Genomic DNA, 18,565 nt, shown 5'->3' with positions numbered 1-18,565 from the left:
TTCTCTCCCATTTTAATTTTATATTTTTAACCCAAATATTCTTGATCTTTCCAGAATTCTTTCTGCCCAACGACGATGTGTAGCTGGCTCCAACATACTTCCATGACATGCGAATACGGCTTTACCTGTATCTAATAAAATATCTTGGGCCTGCTTTAGTTCAATTTCATTAACCTGATACGCTTGATGAACAATTGAAATTTGAGCTGGATGGATCACTGTTTTGCCTGATAAGCCATGCTGTAAATCTAAATACAACTCATCTTGCAATAATTTCACTTGACTAAAATGCTCACAAACTGGCGCACTTAATGCAAAACCATGAGGTAAAAATTGACCGGCTAGATTCGCAATTAATGTACCTACTGGGGTTTGATATAAGGTGATATCATTTGGACGACGCAAGGCCAAGCAATTTAGTAAGTCATTCCCCCCAATTCTAAGAACAATAATTTTGTGAAATTCAGGCAGGGCTTCTCTCAACTCTTTCATTTGTCCAACATCAAAACACTCTGCTGTCTCAAGGGTAGGCATATAAGCAAGTTCTGGTGGAAGTACCTCCACCCACTGCTTAAAATTAGTCAAACCAAACTTTGGCAATACCATTCCATCTAAGGCACGAATTTCTGACCATTCCGCCAACTCAGCAGCCATCATGATATGACGAGGGCGAATGAAAATCTTAGGATGTTGTGCCCTATGTTGCCGCTGTTGAATTTGCTGTAATAATAATTTGAGATTTTTCTTGGCAAATTCAATTTCATGCCCAGCAACTGCATCTTCTAAACAAATTACTAAAGAGCGGAGCTCAGGATATTTTTCACCATTTACCACTTGCCACAAATCTGGACGAGTAGCTGGCATATATAAAGTTGCTCCTAGAGATAATGCAGACAACATGAAGCTAACCTTTTCCCAAATTTTGAATTAATGTGATCGCTTTATAGGGAGCGATTTGATCACCTACAATTTGCACAGGTGTTTTTGTGATACAAGTCAAATGGCGTAGTAAAGCAGTATCTGGATCATCTGCATCACGCAGTAAAACCAGTTCAGGTACACGTCTTAAAATAGCTCGGGTTGCTTCAGCAATACTTGGTTTTATACGGTTAATATTTTGAATATTATATTTTTTTGCCAGTTCTCGTATTACATGCTGGCTTTGGGTTTGCTGCACTTGTTGATATGCTTCTGTCCAGACAGCATTACTTTGGGATTTTAATGACCTTCGGAGCTGGTTGATTTGCTCAATAAATTGCTGAGACGTATCAAATTCTTTTAAATGAGGATACTCAATACAACTATGCCATTGATCGATATTATTAGCGTTAAGCTCTTTGGCACTCAAGACCTCACCCTCACAGATACTTCGGGAAATTAATCCAGAAACTGTAGAGCCTAAAATACCCGATGGAATCAGCCAATCCTCTCCACTAGCGGCCAGCCATGCACAACCTGCAATATCTGATAACACAACTAATGGTATAGGCTTCCCATTAAAACGGGAATCATTACTTAAACTACGCTGTAATTCTTGACGGATAGCACCTTTACCTGTCCAACCATCCACAAACACAATCGAATCATGTCCATGTTTAGCAATAATAGTTTCCAATGCGGCAAAATCGATGCCACGATCTCGAATAATACTAATACCGTAATGTATACATTCGTACCCCAAGTCTCGTATAGCATGATAAAGCAGTACACCTAAAGGTACTCCTGCCCGCACAAAACTTACTAAAACGATTGGTGCAGTAAAATGACTAACCAAGGCCTGTGCCAATTGCTGAACTTCTTTTGCTAGGCGCTGCTGCCCTTGTTGCATTGCTTGCTCAAATAATTGCAAATGTCGTTCTGTTGGTGCACTTTCCACACTAATCATCTGCGAATAATGCTTTTCTCCAGATTGAATCAGTCGCTCTTTTTTAATTGTATCTATTGGCTCAATATAGGTACGTTTTAATAGAAAAGTAACTTGTTTTTTCTGATAACTACCACTAAACCCATGCTTTAAAACTAATTCACTTGCCCTGTCTTTACTGATAATCGCCATAATATCCTTCTTCTTTGTATTGCTGTGTCAAATTATGTGTCACCCAACGATTTAACTGACTATGGTTAGGCATTCCCCACCAATGACATAAGTTCAAAAACTCGACATCCGATAAACTATCGCCAAAACCAAGAATTGGACGTTGTTGAGATGCGAATCGTTGCAATAAAAAACGAGCAGCATTGGCTTTACTGACTGGTTTTGGAATTAACGCTAAATTATTGCCATTTAAATGAAAATAGAAATCTTCTAGAAGCGATGGACTTAATGTATTTAAGAGTTGTGGTAAGAAATTCGGTGCATAAGGATTATCATTTTCTGTATTTTGTTTAGCCACCACGTATAAACCCAAGCCCTGCTCATCAACAACCCAAGTTCGAATAGAACCAAACTCAAGGGCTTGCTTCTGTAGCACCTCAATTAAGATCTGCTGTTTTTTTTGATAAGGTGCTAGTGCACACTGCATTTGTATATGCCATTCTCGATTCACACTGAAATCCGCATTTAATACTGTTCCGCCATGTGAACACACAGCACCGTAATCAAAAGGTAAATGTACACGGGACAATGCTTCTGCGCTTCTTGCCGTTACTGGAATTAAATGCGTATTATGTAGCAACCATTGTACAAAATGCTGTTGAATCGGGTTCATGTATGCCAGGGGTTGTCCTTGCTTATCCGTTGTCACCATCTTAAAGTCAGCTTGAGGAGTGATACGACGATGGGTCTGAAATAAAGTATCATCCAGATCGACTAGCATTAAAGGCGTCAACATATTAGGCGCACCAGATAAAAAGTTATTCATTTGCACCATACAAATTCACAGTTTGATGTGGAAACTCTACTGCACTGATGACTTCAGCATTTGGAATTGCCTCTAATAAGCTCGTTGCGACCGAGTCAGCAGAAGTTTCCACAGTAATCAGGACACGGTCATATTCTAAAGGGTTGATATTGTAAACAAAATTTTGAATACCTAATCCATAGTTATCTGGAAAAGCTAAAGCAGACTGGATCGCGTGCCCTATGGCAATAGGTGAGCGGGTAATGGCACTAAATTTCACTTCAGCACCTTGTCTTTGCAAATCTTCTGCCAATAAAAAAGAAGACCAAACATATTCACCACTTCCTAAAACTAAAATTCGCTCTGCGGGTTTAGTTTTTAAACGAATATAGGCAGAGGTATCATAAACCGGTACACGCCCCCAAGTAGGTTCCGGTAAGGTATTAAATTCTCCAAATGCCACAGTGTCGACTTTTGGCATAGTAATAGGAGGAGAATTTTCTGCATCTTGCCATTTCCATTTACCCTTCATCAAAGCAATACATTGACAATTTAATCCCGCAATATGAATTCCTGATGACCAGTCTGCAAGCGTCGCCGTAACAATATGTGAGAGCTGATCTAAACCAGCGGCCCGAAGAGCTGACACAAGATTAATAAAGGTTTTCCCTGTAGATGCCTCATCATCTACCAAAACAATACTTTTACTGGCCAAAATCTTCTTTTGGATATCTGCATCAGGTGATCCATACAATAATTGATCCTGCGCATGGCTATGCTCTTCCAGAAAACGGGCCAGCAAAGGCACATCTTTAACTGGATGGCGTGTCGTCGTTACATAAATTGCATTGGGATAGCGCTTTTGTAAAACTTGATGTACTCCCGCCCCTAAACCAACTGCTGTTTCAGCCATCCCAATCACAATAATGGGTTCAGGCAAGTCATCTGGAACCAGCTCAGCCAAATCAGTAAAAGCATGACGCATTACATCAGGACTGACTGGAATATGCCGACCTAGTACTTTAGAAACAAAAAGAAAGGCCCGCTTTGGGTTTACCCGTTCAGCAAAGCCCAACAAATCCTGCCATTGCCAACAGCTATTTTTATCAGGTTGTAAATATAATTTCCCACGCTGTAATTCGATCTCAATCATTTAATTCTTAAATCTAAATTAAAAAAGTATACATAACGGTCTTTATATTACACAAATACTAAAAATTATGCTTCGCATAGTGATCATTACTTTACATTTTTTTAATAAATAATTAATTTTTAAGGTAAAAACAATTAAACTATATATGTTAATTAATTTATGAACAAACTTCTAAAGGCTTGAAATTAGTTATAGAGTATATAAATTTATGTAAAAAATTATAGTTACTTATATAAATGGCTGAGTTCATAACAGTTTTAATCACATTCAATTTAAATGGCCTGAACAGCTTAACAGTGACTTTGTCTTAAATTAAATACTAAATTTATTTGATGCTTTCTTACAAAAAAGCAAATGGTTTAGCTAAAGGTAATTTGTTAAAAATCATCTTTCTATATTTAATATAAGGGCGGTTATAAATTACGCAGTTAAATGCCACTGTCGATTCAGAGCTAAACCCCGTATAATGCTGCCCTTTCTTTAATTTAGCGACTTTTGGGTCTATCGGTTATGCAATCACTTCAATCGTTACCACCTCGTATTTCAGTAGCCCCTATGATGGATTGGACACACAATTAAAATATTTTTTAAATTATCATAATCTTAAACAATTTTTAGGATTTCATGGTGTAAATTAGGTGTAAATTTCAACTTAACTAAAAAACTATTTGATTCAATTATAACTATCTATCTCTGAAACGAGTGAAGATTCCTACGAATACTCGCTAAACCTATGTCATCGCATATCTATATAAGAGTAAATCTTTAAGACTAATATTAGATTTAAGGACCAAGCAATCCTACTACAATATATTAGATACCAACACACCTCGAAGTAGCCACAGTGCAAAAACAAAAAAACATACAACCTTTTGTTTTTTAAAAAATTTAATAAAATTACTTAGATAATAAACTTTTTATATATCTCATAATCTAACCATAACCTAATAAGAAATTTATTAATTTTAAAGTATTTAAGAGTAGTAAAAGTTTTGATAAGGTTATGACAGCAGAAAATAATTAAATCTTGAGTATTTCTAATGAATATTGAAATTTGTACTCCTAACTCCGCTACAACTAAAGAAAAGGGTGATTTACTAGAAAAACTGTGTAAAAAAATGCTTGAAGCACAAAATTATCTAGTGACAGAGGAAGTGCGAAAGACTGGCAGTGAATTAGATTTATTATGTGAACATAAAGTTTCTGGGAAAAAAATTTATGTTGAGTGTAAAGCATATAGAGATAAAAAAATTGATGCCCCAATCATAAGACAATTATTTGGTACAGTTGTATTTGAGAACTATAGTGAAGGCTGGTTAATAGGTACTTCAGAATTTAGTAAAGATGCGAAAGGATTTTGTGAGGAGCTACCTAGTCGACCACTTGGTGATCGTATAGTAGTCTATTCATCAACAGATATTATTGAATCACTACAAGCATCTAAAATTATTAGCTCAATACCTCGTGAACATCTCGAACAACACCTTGATATAAACAGCATTGGTGAATGGTTTTTATTAATTACAACTTTTGGAAATTTTTGGGTAAGTACAATATTAAGTGCAGGCATTCCAACAAATGCTGTATGTTATTATGCAAAAACAGGCGTCTTAGTTGAAGATCAAGAACTACTAGATAACATTGCCTCTACAGATAGTAGTCTTTCTAAGTTAGATTTTTCTAAAATTATAAATACAAAAAAAGAGATGAAACCTTTGTTTGACTCTCAAATTGAAGTTGTAGAAGTTCAAAGAGGCGAAGATTGGAATGACTATCGACCTGCACGTCCACAGGATTTCGTAGGAAGAACTAAGGATATTCAAGAGATTTTTGATTTTTTTAAGAAGATTAGAGCAAATGAAATAAATACTAGGATTTTTGCTATTACTGGTAATTCTGGATTAGGCAAGAGTTCTTTGATTATTACTCTTTCTGAAAAAGCTAAAAATCGTCATCAAAAACAAAAATTATTTCTTTACGCTATTGATGTTCGTGCGGCTAAATCACCAGAATATATTTACTCCGCATTGTTAAAAACTTTACAAGAGGCCCAAATAAAAGGTTTTGGTGATCCAACTATTAAATTACAAATAACTAACGTAAACCATCCTTTAGAGTCTGAATCTATAGCTAAATACTTGAATAGCCTTGAAAGATCAAAGCAATTAGTAGTATTAGTTTTTGACCAATTTGAAGAATTGTTTAGCAAACCAGAGCTATTCGAACTATTTAATAATGCAACGAACATTCTATTAGATGCCGCTAGTTTAAAAACAAATTTATGCATAGGTTTTGCATGGAAGACTGATAGTACAACCCACTCGGAACATCCTGCTTATTTCTTCTGGCATCGTTTGTCAGATTATCGAATTGTAAGAAAATTAAATCCATTTTCTGTTAGAGAATCTAATGCTGTCATAAATAAGTTTGAGGAAGCAATTGGAGAAAAAGTTCATAGCGACTTAAGACATAACTTAATTGTAAGTAGTCAGGGTTATCCATGGTTGTTAAAGAAACTATGCATTCATTTACATGAAAAAATATTGTCAGGCCAAAAACAAGAGGAGCTTTTAGAGAATAAATTAGATATCTCAAGTCTTTTTGCTAGCGATTTAGAAGAGTTAAATCCTAATGAAGTTAGAGCTTTAAAATTTATTGCTCAAAGAGCACCTGTTGATCTTGTTGATACAATTGATACATGTGGAGAAGATGTAGTCACAAACCTGCTTCATAAACGACTAATCATTAAAAGTGGTATTAGATTAAATATTTATTGGGATATTTTTAGAGAATATATATTAACAGAGAGTATTCCTATTATTTCTCTTCGCTATTTACCATCAAATGATTTTCTAGCAATCTGGAATGTAGCGCAACATTTAACAGGCACTCCAATTTCCATTCCCGAATTGGAAATTAAAACGAATTTATCTGATGGTACTATTCAAAATATTGGTACAGACTTACTGACATTTGGCATTGCGGTAAGGGAGAATAGCCAATATTCATTGTCAGAGGAAATCTTAGCTACAGGGAATTCCATGGAAAGTATTCTCTCATTAATGAGAGAAAAATTTAAAAAACATATTATTACTTTAAGTTTAAAGGACTTACCTAATGGCACAAATATTACTTTGGCTTTCTTTATAGACTTAATGAAAAGTATCTACTCTAACAATGATTATGCAGATAAAACATGGAGATACTATGCTATCAGAATGTGTAAATGGCTAGAAATTACAGGCTTTTTATCTCGGTCAATTGAAACATACACATGGTTTTATAAAGATATAGGTTCTGTAAAAACATCTGTCAGTAACGTTAGACGCCAGCAATCTTCTTTTTTCATACCAAGAAATAGTCCTCAATTAACTATAAATATTTATAATGAACTTAAGGGTAAGAAAATTTCTGAATACAAAAATGGTAGTAGTAATGCCAAAGCTGTGGAAATTTTCAAGAGATATAATTTAGTTGATGATGATAATAAAATTAGAGAGGTTGAAGATATCGAATCTTATCTTTACGATGCGATTTCAAATGAGTTAAGTATCCAAGAAACCATATTAATAAAGAAACTGTATTCAGGAACTAAAAAATTAACTGCATCATTCGTTGGGCAGCTCCTGAGAGATAAGCATGATATTAAGTGGGCTGAAGGTACTGTGGAGTATGCAGGTAAAAAGCTAAACAGTTGGGCTAGCTGGTATGAAAATTTCGATTTATAAATTTTGGATACCAATTACCTTCAAGCCCTCCCACCTAACAGAACTCAAACCTTTGATAATCTAGTTTTCGTCGATTAGGTATTTAACAATGAGTAAATGAGATGTTTTCTGGGGAGTAAGTAATTTATCTCCCCCTTCAACTATTTAATCTATAGCTAAGTAAACAGCTATTTCATCGACTACTGCTTTGGCTGTTCTAGAAACCCCAATTAATGTTGCCGATGCCATGCCTGTCCATTCACCATAACCAACTAGCCAAAGGTTGTTTATTTTTATTGAACGCCCATCATTGACAGCAACAGTCTGATTAGGTTCTATCACTCCTAGACTCCTTAAGTGATTTAGGGATGCTTTGAAGCCTGTACACCAAATCACAGCATCAACCAATTGTGTTGAACCATCCTCCCAAACAACCGAATATTCTTTAAATGCTTTAAAGGGTTCTCTGCTATGTAATACCCCACGTTCACGTGCATCTTTGACACTATCAATCATGACAATATCCCCTAGACCACCAATGGGTTGATCAACTATTCGTCCCTCCTGTTGTGCCTTCAAACGTTCTGTTGCTCGAAGGAATAAAACACGCCCATCAACATCATCCGATAAAAATTGAGGAGGATTTACTGTGATCCAAATAGTGTCTGCAACTTCTGAAACTTCAGCAAGAATTTGAGCACCAGAGTTACCTCCTCCTATCACTAGAACCTTTTTATTAATAAAAGGTTCTGGATTAACATAATGTGCTGAATGGGTTTGTATTCCTTTAAATCTTTCTAATCCTTCGTAATGTGGAATATAAGGCTGACTCCATGTACCTGTAGCACTGACAACGGCCTTTGCTCGCCAATATTTATCACCCGCATATACATCTAAGCAGTCATTTTTTTTCTCAATATGATCAACATGTATAGGTCGAATGACAGGAAATTGATAGCGTTGTTCGTATGCAGATAAGTATTGAATCACCTCATTCCGCGTTGGATAAGTTTGTTCAGTTTTTGGCATCATCCAGCCCGACAACGAACTCCAAGTATTTGGAGAAAAAAGACGTAAAGACTCCCAAGCATGTAACCATGCACCACCTGCCTGATTTTGGTCATCTAAAATCACAAATGGAATTTTCTTACGTTTTAAAAAATAGGCTGTAGCAAGAGCTGCTTGTCCACCACCAATAATGACTACATCTACTTCAGCTTGTAATTGAGACAAATTATCTCTCCCTCTTCTTTATTGTCATAAACAAAATCAAAAGCCCAGCCTGTTTAACAGACTGGGCTTATTTCTTAAAACTTTCAAGTGATTGAATTAGCTTTTCAATCGTTCAATTGATCTAGATATTTTTCAGCATCTAGAGCAGCCATACAGCCTGACCCAGCTGAAGTAATCGCTTGACGATAAATGCTGTCAGCGACGTCACCAGCAGCAAAAACACCAGCTACAGAAGTTGCTGTTGCATTACCAGAAGTACCGCTTTGTACTTGGATATAGCCATCACGTAAGTTTAATTGACCATCAAACATTCCAGTATTTGGTTTGTGGCCAATTGCAACGAATAGACCATGAACCTCTACGTCTTGCTTAGACTCATCTTGAGTTGATTTAAGGCGAACACTTGTTACACCAGTATTGTCACCCAATACTTCTTCAACTTCGTGATTCCAGATAATGCTGATTTTGCCTTCTTTTTCTTTAGCAAATAAATGATCTTGCAAAATCTTTTCAGAACGTAAGCTATCACGGCGGTGTACTAGCGTTACATGTGAAGCAATATTTGATAAATAAAGCGCTTCTTCAACAGCAGTGTTACCACCACCTACAACCATTACTTTTTGGTTTTTGTAGAAGAAACCATCACATGTTGCACATGCGCTTACGCCTTGTCCCATAAAGTTTTGTTCAGACTCTAGGCCAAGATATTGAGCTGTAGCACCAGTTGCAATAATCAAAGCATCACATGTGTACTCTTCCATATCACCTTTTAGAACAAAAGGACGTACGTTTAAGTCCACTTCGTTAATATGGTCATAGACGAGTTCTGTACCAAAGCGTTCAGCATGTGCTTGCATACGATCCATTAATGCAGGACCAGTTAAACCTTCAGGATCGCCCGGCCAGTTGTCAACTTCGGTTGTTGTTGTAAGTTGCCCACCTAGTTGTAAACCCGCAATTAAAGTAGGTTTAAGGTTTGCACGCGCTGCATAGACAGCTGCACTATAGCCCGCAGGGCCAGAACCGAGAATTATCAGACGTGAATGTCTACTTTGCATTTAGTTCTCTCCAATGTGTTACAGACTACGCTGGTTAACACGTTTAGATAATTCTTCAGCAGATTCTTTACGCTCAGAATATCGATCAGTTAGATACAGGCTTTGTCCACGCGTAAGTAATGTAAACTTATAGAGTTCTTCCATCACATCTACTATACGATCGTAATAAGAAGATGCTTTCATACGTCCATCTTCTTCAAACTCTAAAAAGGCTTTAGGAATTGAAGATTGATTCGGGATTGTAATCATCCGCATCCAGCGCCCCAAAATACGCATCTGGTTAACGCTATTAAAAGATTGTGAACCACCACTAACTTGCATAAGTGCTAAAGTTTTACCTTGCGTCGCACGTATTGCACCACCAGCCAAAGGAATCCAGTCGATTTGGGATTTAAAAATAGAACTCATAGAACCATGACGCTCAGGTGAACACCAAACCATACCCTCTGACCAAGCCAAAAGTTCATGCAATTCTTTTACTTTTGGATGTTCAGTATCGGCATCTTCTGGCAAAGGCAATCCTTTCGGATGAAAGATTTTCACCTCAGCACCAAACTCCTCCAAGATTCGTCCTGCTTCCATCACCGCTAAACGACTATAAGAACGTTCACGATTCGAGCCATATAACAATAAGATGCGTGGTGCATGATCCAGTGCTTTAGCTTGAACTTTCTCTAAAGTAGGTCGATCAAGAAGATTCATATCAACATTTGGGAGATTCATAGATTTACACCGATTCAAAATACTTTTTTCTTAGCCATAAAGAGACACTGACCAAAGCAATCAAAACTGGTACTTCAACTAATGGCCCAATGACTGTAGTAAATGCCACAGGCGATGCTAAACCAAAGGTTGCAATGGCTACAGCCAGTGCTAACTCAAAATTATTACCCGCAGCAGTAAATGAAATTGCTGTAGTTTTTGGGTAGTCATTACCCATCCACTTACTCATAAAGAAACTAATGAAGAACATTACGATAAAGTAAATTGTTAATGGAATCGCAATTCGAATTACATCCAAAGGCAGACTCACTACATCTCCACCTTTGAGACTAAACATAGCAACAATAGTAAACAGTAATGCCAATAGACTTAATGGACTGATCTTCGGTAAAAAGACATTTTGGTACCACTCTAAGCCTTTGGCGTTGACTAAGATCAAACGGGTCAAGAAACCAAGAAAAAAAGGAATACCCAAGTAAATTAATACCGCGTGGGTAATCGTCCAAAAATCCACATTGATTACTTGCCCAGCAATACCAAAATAAGGTGGTAAGAAGGTAAGAAATAACCAAGCATAAGTACTAAAGAACAAAATCTGAAAGATACTATTGAATGCAACCAATGCTGCTACATATTGGTTATCGCCGCAGGCTAAACCATTCCAAACTAAAACCATTGCAATACAACGAGCTAATCCGATCAGGATTAGTCCAGTCATATACTCTGGATAGCTATGCAAAAAAATAATTGCTAATGCAAACATTAATACAGGAGCAATAATCCAGTTCTGTACTAAAGACAAAGTTAATGTTCTTTTGTCTTTAAATACTTGTGGTAGAGCTGCATAGTCCACTTTGGCTAACGGTGGATACATCATCAGAATCAAACCAATCGCAATTGGAATATTGACAGAATCCACACTCATTTTGTCTAAAGTAACGGAAGCTTGAGGTAAGAAGACACCTATCGCAATCCCCAACCCCATCGCAATGAAAATCCATAGCGTCAGGTTACGATCTAAAAATGACAGTCTTTGTTGAGCCATGATTTTCTCATTCAATATCTGATATGTGATTGATTGCAGCAATTAATTCAGGACGAGACATATTTGCTGTATCAAGTGCAAATAAAGCATCTAAACGACGGTTGATATGGTCTACTGTCACTTGGAAAGCTTTTAATTTTTCCTCTTTAGGCAAGTCTAAATGTGATGGATCAGCCAAGCCCCAATGTGCCTTGATCGCTCCCCCCAAATAAAGAGGACAAGCTTCTTGAGCTGCTGAATCACACACAGTAATCACTACATCAGGTTTATATTGCTCACAGTCATCAATGGTTTTACTCCATAAACCTTCTGTTGAAAGACCAAGGTTTTCCAAAGTTTCAATAGTCAATGGATGCACCTGTCCTGATGGCTTACTACCTGCACTGTATGCTTTCCAGTCATGAGGAGCACGACTGTTAAAAAGCACTTCAGACAAAATGCTACGACAACTATTTCCAGTACACAAAAAAAGGAATTTCATAATCTATTACTCACAATAACTATTTATAGAAAGCGTGTTGGTATTGCTTACAACTTGACTAGATGATGTTTTTTTTAAAGTATCTAGAATTTCAAAACACCATGCTGGAAGTTGTTGATTAATGCTGTAGTACACCCATTGGCTTTGTCGTCTGTCTTGTAAGAGACCAGAAGAGCGTAATAAAGCTAAATGCCTAGAAATCTTTGGTTGACTCAGTTGTAGCTTTTCTGTCAGATCACAAACACAGAGTTCTTTATTCTCAGCAATTAAAGTGACAATATTGAGACGGGTTTCATCTGATAAGCATTTAAAAAAATTAACTTGATCCATCTTTGCTACCTATAAATTTGGATATGCAGATAATCACATACAAGAACTAAATTTTTTAATTTACTCTCTGACCATTTTCGTCGATCACTTGTTCACCATCTTCTTTAGTGAAAGCACCTTTTTGTGGTAATGGCAGAATATCCAAGACAACTTCTGAAGGACGACTTAAGCGAGTACCTAATTCAGTAACAACAAATGGTCGATTAATCAAAATAGGATGTTCAAGCATAAAACTGAGTAGTTGTTCATCACTCAAATCACTACGATCAAGCTGTAAATCCCGATAAGGATCTACATTCTGACGAATAGCCTCTCTTACTGTTAAGTTTGCATCCTGAATCAATTTAACTAATTCGTCATGACTAGGTGGTGTAATGAGATATTCAATAACGGTTGGTTCAATTCCTGTATTGCGAATCAAAGCCAAAGTATTCCGAGAGGTGCCACAAGCAGGATTGTGATAAATCTTTACATCTAATGAAGTTGTCATGAAACTGGGACCTCTAATATATTAATATCTTTATATATGAATTAGCATATATATGCAACTTCATATATGATGGTCTGCAAAATACAATCCATTAAATAAGCTAGTTAAATTTGAAAAACTGCTGTAAACAATTCATTTTAGATTAAGAATTTAGCAATAATATTAAATAAGCCAATATACGTATCAGTAAGTTTGAGAAACAAATGTGATCACTAACTTTTTATTCAGGCTAACTTCTTCAGTACACCACATTTGTCCACTGTACATAACCCATCACAAGTCTTTCTTATTTCTAATAGCTGCTGTATGAGTTTCTGCTGATTCCGAATATTTTCCTCTACATCGTTAATATGTGAATCGATAAGCTCATTCACATCAGAACAATTTAGATTAGGCAGATCCTTATAATTTAGTAATTTTTTGATTTCAATTAAGTTCATATTCAAAGAACGACAATTTACAATGAATTTCAACCGATCAATGTAATCTTCAGTATATAGTCTATAGTTACCTTGAGTTCGATCAGGTTGCGGGATTAAACCTTCTTTTTCATAAAACCGTATTGTCAGTACTGAGCACGACGTTTTCTCAGAGAGCTCTCCTATCTTCATAAACATTAGAAATACTCAAAATCCAACTTGACTCTATAGTAGCTATAGAGATTTTAATATGCAATAAGTAAAGATATGACTATGGGCACATCAATGAGTGGTTGCGGTTGTAATAAAGAAAGTTCTTGTGAAGACACTAAGCAAAATCAAAATGAATCAGAAACAAATTCTGGTAACAGTAAAGATTTAACTGCTGAAGAAAGTAAAAGCTCTTGTTGTGGTAATGAAGTACCACAACAATCTAAGCCAGATGAAAAAGATTCTTGTGCTAGTACTCAGCCATGTTCTACGCAGTCAAACTCATGTTGCACCCCAGATTCAATAAGTTCACCTGAGATAATCAGTGATAATGAGGGTGTAGCGACTTTCATCAGTGACTATAAAATCCCTAAAATGGATTGTTCCGCAGAGGAACAAATGGTTCGGATGACTTTATCTTCTTTGGTAAATGTTAAGAGGCTAGTTTTTGATTTGCCGAATCGAAACCTAAAAGTTATGCATAATGGTGAAAGTAATGAAATCACTGCAAAACTTGAAGCTCTTGGGTTTGGCGCTAAATTAAATAAAACTGAAGCCTATGTAAATAAAGAGCATGCAAAAGAAATCAGTACGTTTCTGATTCCGAAAATGGATTGCTCTGCTGAGGAGCAAATGGTTCGTATGGCATTGTCTCCAGTGAGTGAGGTCAAAGGACTAATATTTGATTTACCTAATCGGAAATTAAAAGTTTTTCATAATGATGGTCTTAATGAAATTACTAGCAAACTTGAAGCACTTGGTTTTGGAGCCAAACTTGAAAGTACCGCTGCCTCTGTGGGTGAAATGCCTGAAAAAGCAGATACGTCTGAACAAGCAAAAGTTTTAAAAATTCTTTTAGCGATTAATCTCCTATTATTCTTTATAGAGTTTATCAGTGGTTTGGTAGCTGCCTCTACAGGCTTGATTGCTGACTCATTGGATATGCTTGCTGATGCCACAGTGTTTGGTATAGCACTGTTTGTTGTTGGTAAAAGTGTAAAAAAACAATTAAAAGCAGCGCATCTTTCAGGCTGGTTACAGTTAATTCTCGCTACTTCTGTAATTGTAGATGTTGTGCGTCGGTTCATTTATGGTAGTGAGCCAGAGTCTTTCTTGATGATTGGAATTGCTGCTTTAGCGCTAATTGCCAATTTTTATTGTATATACCTAATGTCTCATCAAAAAAATGATGGTGCACACATGAAGGCTAGTTGGGTCTTTTTATCCAATGATATCATAGTCAATTTTGGTGTGATTTGTGCAGGGATACTAGTTGCTTTGACAGGTTCCGCATATCCAGATCTTGTTATAGGAATAATTGTTTCACTTTTCGTACTTAACGGTGCTCGAAAAATTTTGGCATTGAAATAAGAGTATTAAAAATGAATTTATTCCAAGTTAAACCAAACGAATTTGTCAAAATTGTTGACCTAAAAAAAGGTAACCAATATTTAGATAAAAATGATCCAGTTCTCGAACGACTTGAATTGTTAGGTTTCAGAATTGGTGAAACTTTACAAGTTCTAGCTAAGGGACTTTTCGGTGGTGATCCAGTATTGGTTCAAATTGAAACTTCTCGATTTGCGTTAAGAAAGAATGAAGCTGAACGAATTTTTGTAGAGATTGTTTCAAATGAACAGTAAAAATATTGCACTTATTGGTAACCCAAATTGTGGGAAAACATCTCTCTTTAATACTTTAACAGGTACTCGTCAAAAAGTAGCTAATTATGCTGGTGTTACTGTTGAGCGGAAAGAAGGTTTTTTTAAACTACCTTCTGGTGAATCAGTTCGAGTTTTAGATTTGCCCGGCACATACAGCTTAAAGCCTACGAGTCTAGATGAAGAGGTAACAAGGGCTGTATGCTTAGGTGAGCTTGAGGGTGAGGTTCTACCTGATATATATGTATGTGTGGTTGATGCCACTAATTTACATTTACATTTAAGTCTTGTGCTTGAAATAAGGGCATTGAATCGACCAATGCTTCTTGTTTTAAATATGATGGATGAGGTCAAAAAGCGTGGTATTTCGATAGATATTAATAAGCTATCAGAATTGTTGGGTATCCCTGTTATTGAGGCTGTTGCCGTTAAAACTAAAGGCGTGCAAGAACTACTAAATCAATTAGATCAAAAAAATCTATTTGTCACTCCTTATCATTCTGATCTGAATCATTTTGATCAGATTAAAAATATTACTAAACAGGTAATTTTAAAAAATGATAACGGTGATGCAAGAACAGCTTTCTTGGATAAAATTTTCTTACATCCTGTACTTGGTTTAGTCATCCTAACGCTTACCATGTTTGTCATGTTCCAAGCCGTTTTTATCTGGGCACAACCTTTTATCTCATTAATTGAAAATGCAATTGCTTGGTTAGGTAATACAATTGGCCCGCTTATTACTCATCCATTACTTAGAAGTCTTATTGTTGATGGGGTAATCGCTGGATCGGGTAGTGTTTTGGCTTATATGCCGCAGATCCTTATCTTATTCTTCTTTATTTTAATTTTAGAAGAATCAGGTTATTTGCCACGAGCAGCATTCCTTTTGGATAAATTAATGTCCAAAGCTGGTTTAAGTGGACGTTCCTTTATTCCACTATTGTCTAGTTTTGCCTGTGCTATTCCTGGTGTCATGGCAACACGAAGCATTAGTTCGGAAAGAGATCGTCTAGCAACCATTATGATTGCGCCATTAATGACTTGTTCTGCAAGATTACCTGTTTATGCTTTGCTAATTGCGGCATTCATTCCAAACAAATTAGTTTATGGTTGGTTGAGCCTACAAGGTTTAGTTCTTTTTGGACTATATATGGCTGGAATTGTTTCAGCATTATGTGTTTCTTTATTTTTGAAACTAGTTAGAAAAGATAAAACAGAAAGTATTTTTATCTTTGAGTTGCCTACTTATCGATTGCCAGATATTCGAAACGTTGCATTAGGACTTTATGATCGAGCTACGATCTTTCTAAAAAGAGTTGGTGGTATTATCGTAGCATTATCTATATTGCTTTGGGTATTGGTGACGTTCCCTCAACCACCTGAGCATGCCACGATGCCTGCTATCAACTATAGTTTAGCTGGACAACTTGGACACATTATTCAGCCTATATTTGCACCTATTGGCTTTACTTGGGAAATCTGTATCGCATTAATTCCTGCTATGGCTGCAAGGGAAGTTGTCATTGCTGCTTTAGGTGTAATTTATGCTATGTCTGGAGATGAAGATACTGTAACTCAAACATTGTTGAGTCAAATCTCTGGTCCTGATGGTTGGGGGCTAGCTACAGGGATGTCATTATTAGTTTGGTACATTTTCGCACCACATTGTCTTGCAACATTAGCGACCATTCGTCGTGAAACTGGTAGCTGGAAACAGCCTGTTATTATGGCGACTTACTTATTTGGGCTTGCGTATTTCTTTGCCTTCATTACATATCAGCTTATTAGTAGACTTTAATCAAAATAAGAATATTTCATAAAGAAAAATGGATGCCTTCGCATCCATTTTTCTTTTAAGTATCAAACTGATTATGAGCTTTTTTTCACAGCAACAATAATCTGACTCTCACCCTCTATTTTTAATTCGAAGTCCAATCTGGTTTCTGTAAAGCCTGAGCTTGCTTCAGTTTTGCTTCAGCAGTTTGCTTTTCTGCCTGAAATGCTTTTAATTCAGGATGTTGATGCAAATGATGATATAGCTTTGATGTATCAAGGTAGATAGATGGTGCTTGGTCAGGTAAGGTTTCAATTTGAGAGAGATTTTCAGTAGGTTCTGCACTGACTAACCGATGCAACTCTAACTTGGCTTTATTTAAATCACGAAGTAAATCATCCTTCTGGTCAAGCAATACCGTGGCTTCTTGTCTTGGATCAAGTGCATCGGCAATGATTGTACGACCAGAGATGACCTGTGTTTGAGTAATTTGAGAAAGTAATCGATTCTCTGAAAACAGTTCATCATATAGTGCTAATTTACGTTCAAGATAAAAGCGCTTAAGCCAAGCAGATGCGACTTTCTGACGTAACTCAATACGCAGAATCTCAGTTTGAGCATTGGCCGAACCTAGTTCAGCTTTTGCTAAATCGACCTCAGCTTGTCTTTTGGCACGATTTGGAAAATCTTGCATCACGCCAATTTTTTGCATAGTCATACCTTCGCGTGTGACTGACCATGCGGCATCGCCGGATACAGGGTAATTATCTAAACCTACAAATAATTTAGGGTTGGGTAAAATACCTGAAGCTGAAACTACATTCTCGGCCCCTTCAATCTGGGCGCTATTTGCTCTTAGGGTAGGTGAATATTGCTCAGCGAGATTCAAAGCTGTATCCAAGGTCAGTGGCTGGGCATAAGCATGACCATAGGTCAAAGAGAAGCAGACCACAGCTATTGACCATCCCCCCCATTTTCGAGACAGTTTTTCTTTATAAAAGTCCATATTTCTAGCTCTAAAAAGATGTACACGCGCGCGTGCAGAACATCCATAGAAAAATCTATGAATGATAAAAAATCATCAGATTAGTTAGAGCGTGGGGGTTTCCATAAACCAGAAGGGTATGGAGAAGGAAGGTTTTGATCTGGAGAATAAAAAATAGAGCGTTCTATTGGAGAGAACACAATTGAGTGCGAAATATCTTGAGCAGTGTTGGCATAAGCAATCTTGGCAAAAGACATAATACAATCTTGCTCAGACATACATGATGGATCATGTGTACTAGCTCAAACCTGATCTGACAGTTACCCATTGGGACTGTTCTAAATTTTGTGTAAGTACTTAATTTTCATTTATCCTTCAGAGGATAATTACAAAAGGTACTTCACATGGATGAAGCAACAATCAAAAGTATGGCTGACGAATTGGCTAAAGGTC

16 protein-coding genes and 2 pseudogenes are annotated in these 18,565 nt (G+C 36.6%); 4 read left to right on the top strand and 14 right to left on the bottom strand.

All coding sequences use genetic code 11. The features are described from left to right. Positions 1-18: 18 nt before the first annotated feature. From RFX69_RS03755 to RFX69_RS03740, 4 genes are read right to left on the bottom strand one after another with little or no spacing between them, the layout of a single operon-like run. On the bottom strand, positions 19-900 hold the full coding sequence (locus RFX69_RS03755; protein WP_005129665.1) for an HpcH/HpaI aldolase/citrate lyase family protein: 882 nt from the start codon (positions 898-900) through the stop codon (positions 19-21). A 4-nt stretch (positions 901-904) separates the two neighbouring features. Beyond that, positions 905-2,056: a cysteine protease StiP gene (gene stiP, locus RFX69_RS03750; RefSeq protein ID WP_005129667.1), complete on the bottom strand. Its 1,152-nt coding sequence runs from the start codon at positions 2,054-2,056 to the stop codon at positions 905-907. Next, on the bottom strand, positions 2,040-2,861 hold the full coding sequence (locus RFX69_RS03745; protein ID WP_025470094.1) for an HAD hydrolase family protein: 822 nt from the start codon (positions 2,859-2,861) through the stop codon (positions 2,040-2,042). The genes stiP and RFX69_RS03745 overlap by 17 nt, the downstream gene beginning before the upstream one ends. Then, positions 2,854-3,993: a phosphoribosyltransferase domain-containing protein gene (locus tag RFX69_RS03740; RefSeq protein ID WP_005129669.1), complete on the bottom strand. Its 1,140-nt coding sequence runs from the start codon at positions 3,991-3,993 to the stop codon at positions 2,854-2,856. The genes RFX69_RS03745 and RFX69_RS03740 overlap by 8 nt, the downstream gene beginning before the upstream one ends. Positions 3,994-5,033: 1,040 nt before the next feature. Between RFX69_RS03740 and RFX69_RS03735 the strand changes: the two genes are divergently transcribed. Next, positions 5,034-7,721, top strand: coding sequence for a restriction endonuclease (locus RFX69_RS03735; RefSeq protein WP_001019261.1), 2,688 nt, complete (start codon positions 5,034-5,036; stop codon positions 7,719-7,721). A gap of 144 nt (positions 7,722-7,865) precedes the next feature. On the opposite strand, the gene RFX69_RS03730 is transcribed toward RFX69_RS03735, so the two are convergent. From RFX69_RS03730 to cadR, 8 genes are all read right to left on the bottom strand, one after another. Beyond that, the gene (locus RFX69_RS03730; protein WP_000080827.1) at positions 7,866-8,933 is read right to left on the bottom strand and encodes an ArsO family NAD(P)H-dependent flavin-containing monooxygenase; all 1,068 of its coding nucleotides are present in this window, start codon (positions 8,931-8,933) and stop codon (positions 7,866-7,868) included. A gap of 104 nt (positions 8,934-9,037) precedes the next feature. Further along, on the bottom strand, positions 9,038-9,991 hold the full coding sequence (trxB, locus tag RFX69_RS03725; protein ID WP_001191832.1) for a thioredoxin-disulfide reductase: 954 nt from the start codon (positions 9,989-9,991) through the stop codon (positions 9,038-9,040). An 18-nt stretch (positions 9,992-10,009) separates the two neighbouring features. Further along, positions 10,010-10,714: an arsenical resistance protein ArsH gene (gene arsH, locus RFX69_RS03720; protein ID WP_001052988.1), complete on the bottom strand. Its 705-nt coding sequence runs from the start codon at positions 10,712-10,714 to the stop codon at positions 10,010-10,012. Positions 10,715-10,718: 4 nt separating this feature from the next. Beyond that, positions 10,719-11,759 carry an ACR3 family arsenite efflux transporter gene (gene arsB / locus RFX69_RS03715; RefSeq protein WP_000068658.1) on the bottom strand — a complete coding sequence of 347 codons (1,041 nt, stop codon included), beginning with the start codon at positions 11,757-11,759 and terminating at the stop codon, positions 10,719-10,721. A gap of 7 nt (positions 11,760-11,766) precedes the next feature. Then, complete coding sequence (locus RFX69_RS03710) at positions 11,767-12,240, bottom strand: arsenate reductase ArsC (RefSeq protein WP_000670223.1); 474 nt, start codon at positions 12,238-12,240, stop codon at positions 11,767-11,769. A gap of 6 nt (positions 12,241-12,246) precedes the next feature. After that, positions 12,247-12,570: a metalloregulator ArsR/SmtB family transcription factor gene (locus RFX69_RS03705; protein ID WP_000373080.1), complete on the bottom strand. Its 324-nt coding sequence runs from the start codon at positions 12,568-12,570 to the stop codon at positions 12,247-12,249. Positions 12,571-12,625: 55 nt separating this feature from the next. Beyond that, entirely contained in the window at positions 12,626-13,060 is a 435-nt protein-coding gene (gene arsC, locus RFX69_RS03700) for an arsenate reductase (glutaredoxin) (protein WP_000213577.1), read from the bottom strand. Between the two features lie 224 nt (positions 13,061-13,284). Continuing rightward, a complete protein-coding gene (gene cadR / locus RFX69_RS03695) occupies positions 13,285-13,677 on the bottom strand; it encodes a Cd(II)/Pb(II)-responsive transcriptional regulator (protein WP_000480874.1) in 393 nt (130 codons plus the stop codon). Positions 13,678-13,752: 75 nt separating this feature from the next. On the opposite strand from cadR, the gene RFX69_RS03690 reads away from it, so the two are divergent. The 3 genes from RFX69_RS03690 to RFX69_RS03680 are packed head-to-tail and all read left to right on the top strand — an operon-like array spanning position 13,753 to position 17,151. Continuing rightward, complete coding sequence (locus RFX69_RS03690; protein WP_000537300.1) at positions 13,753-15,060, top strand: cation transporter; 1,308 nt, start codon at positions 13,753-13,755, stop codon at positions 15,058-15,060. 11 nt (positions 15,061-15,071) lie between these two features. Next, the gene (locus RFX69_RS03685; protein ID WP_001048218.1) at positions 15,072-15,332 is read left to right on the top strand and encodes a FeoA family protein; all 261 of its coding nucleotides are present in this window, start codon (positions 15,072-15,074) and stop codon (positions 15,330-15,332) included. Beyond that, positions 15,322-17,151 carry a ferrous iron transporter B gene (locus RFX69_RS03680; protein WP_001086233.1) on the top strand — a complete coding sequence of 610 codons (1,830 nt, stop codon included), beginning with the start codon at positions 15,322-15,324 and terminating at the stop codon, positions 17,149-17,151. The genes RFX69_RS03685 and RFX69_RS03680 overlap by 11 nt, the downstream gene beginning before the upstream one ends. Before the next feature lie 133 nt (positions 17,152-17,284). Here the strand turns inward: RFX69_RS03680 and RFX69_RS03675 are convergent. Then, positions 17,285-18,133, bottom strand: a pseudogene (locus RFX69_RS03675) (TolC family protein); the annotation flags it as partial. Between the two features lie 80 nt (positions 18,134-18,213). Then, positions 18,214-18,405: pseudogene (locus tag RFX69_RS03670) on the bottom strand (hypothetical protein); the annotation flags it as partial. Between the last annotated feature and the right edge of the window lie 160 nt (positions 18,406-18,565).

It is taken from the genome of Acinetobacter sp. 148 (assembly GCF_031196675.1).
Classification (GTDB): Bacteria; Pseudomonadota; Gammaproteobacteria; order Pseudomonadales; family Moraxellaceae; genus Acinetobacter; species Acinetobacter baumannii.
The sequence above is the reverse complement of the archived record's forward strand: the minus strand, read 5'-3'. Positions and strand labels throughout refer to the sequence as shown.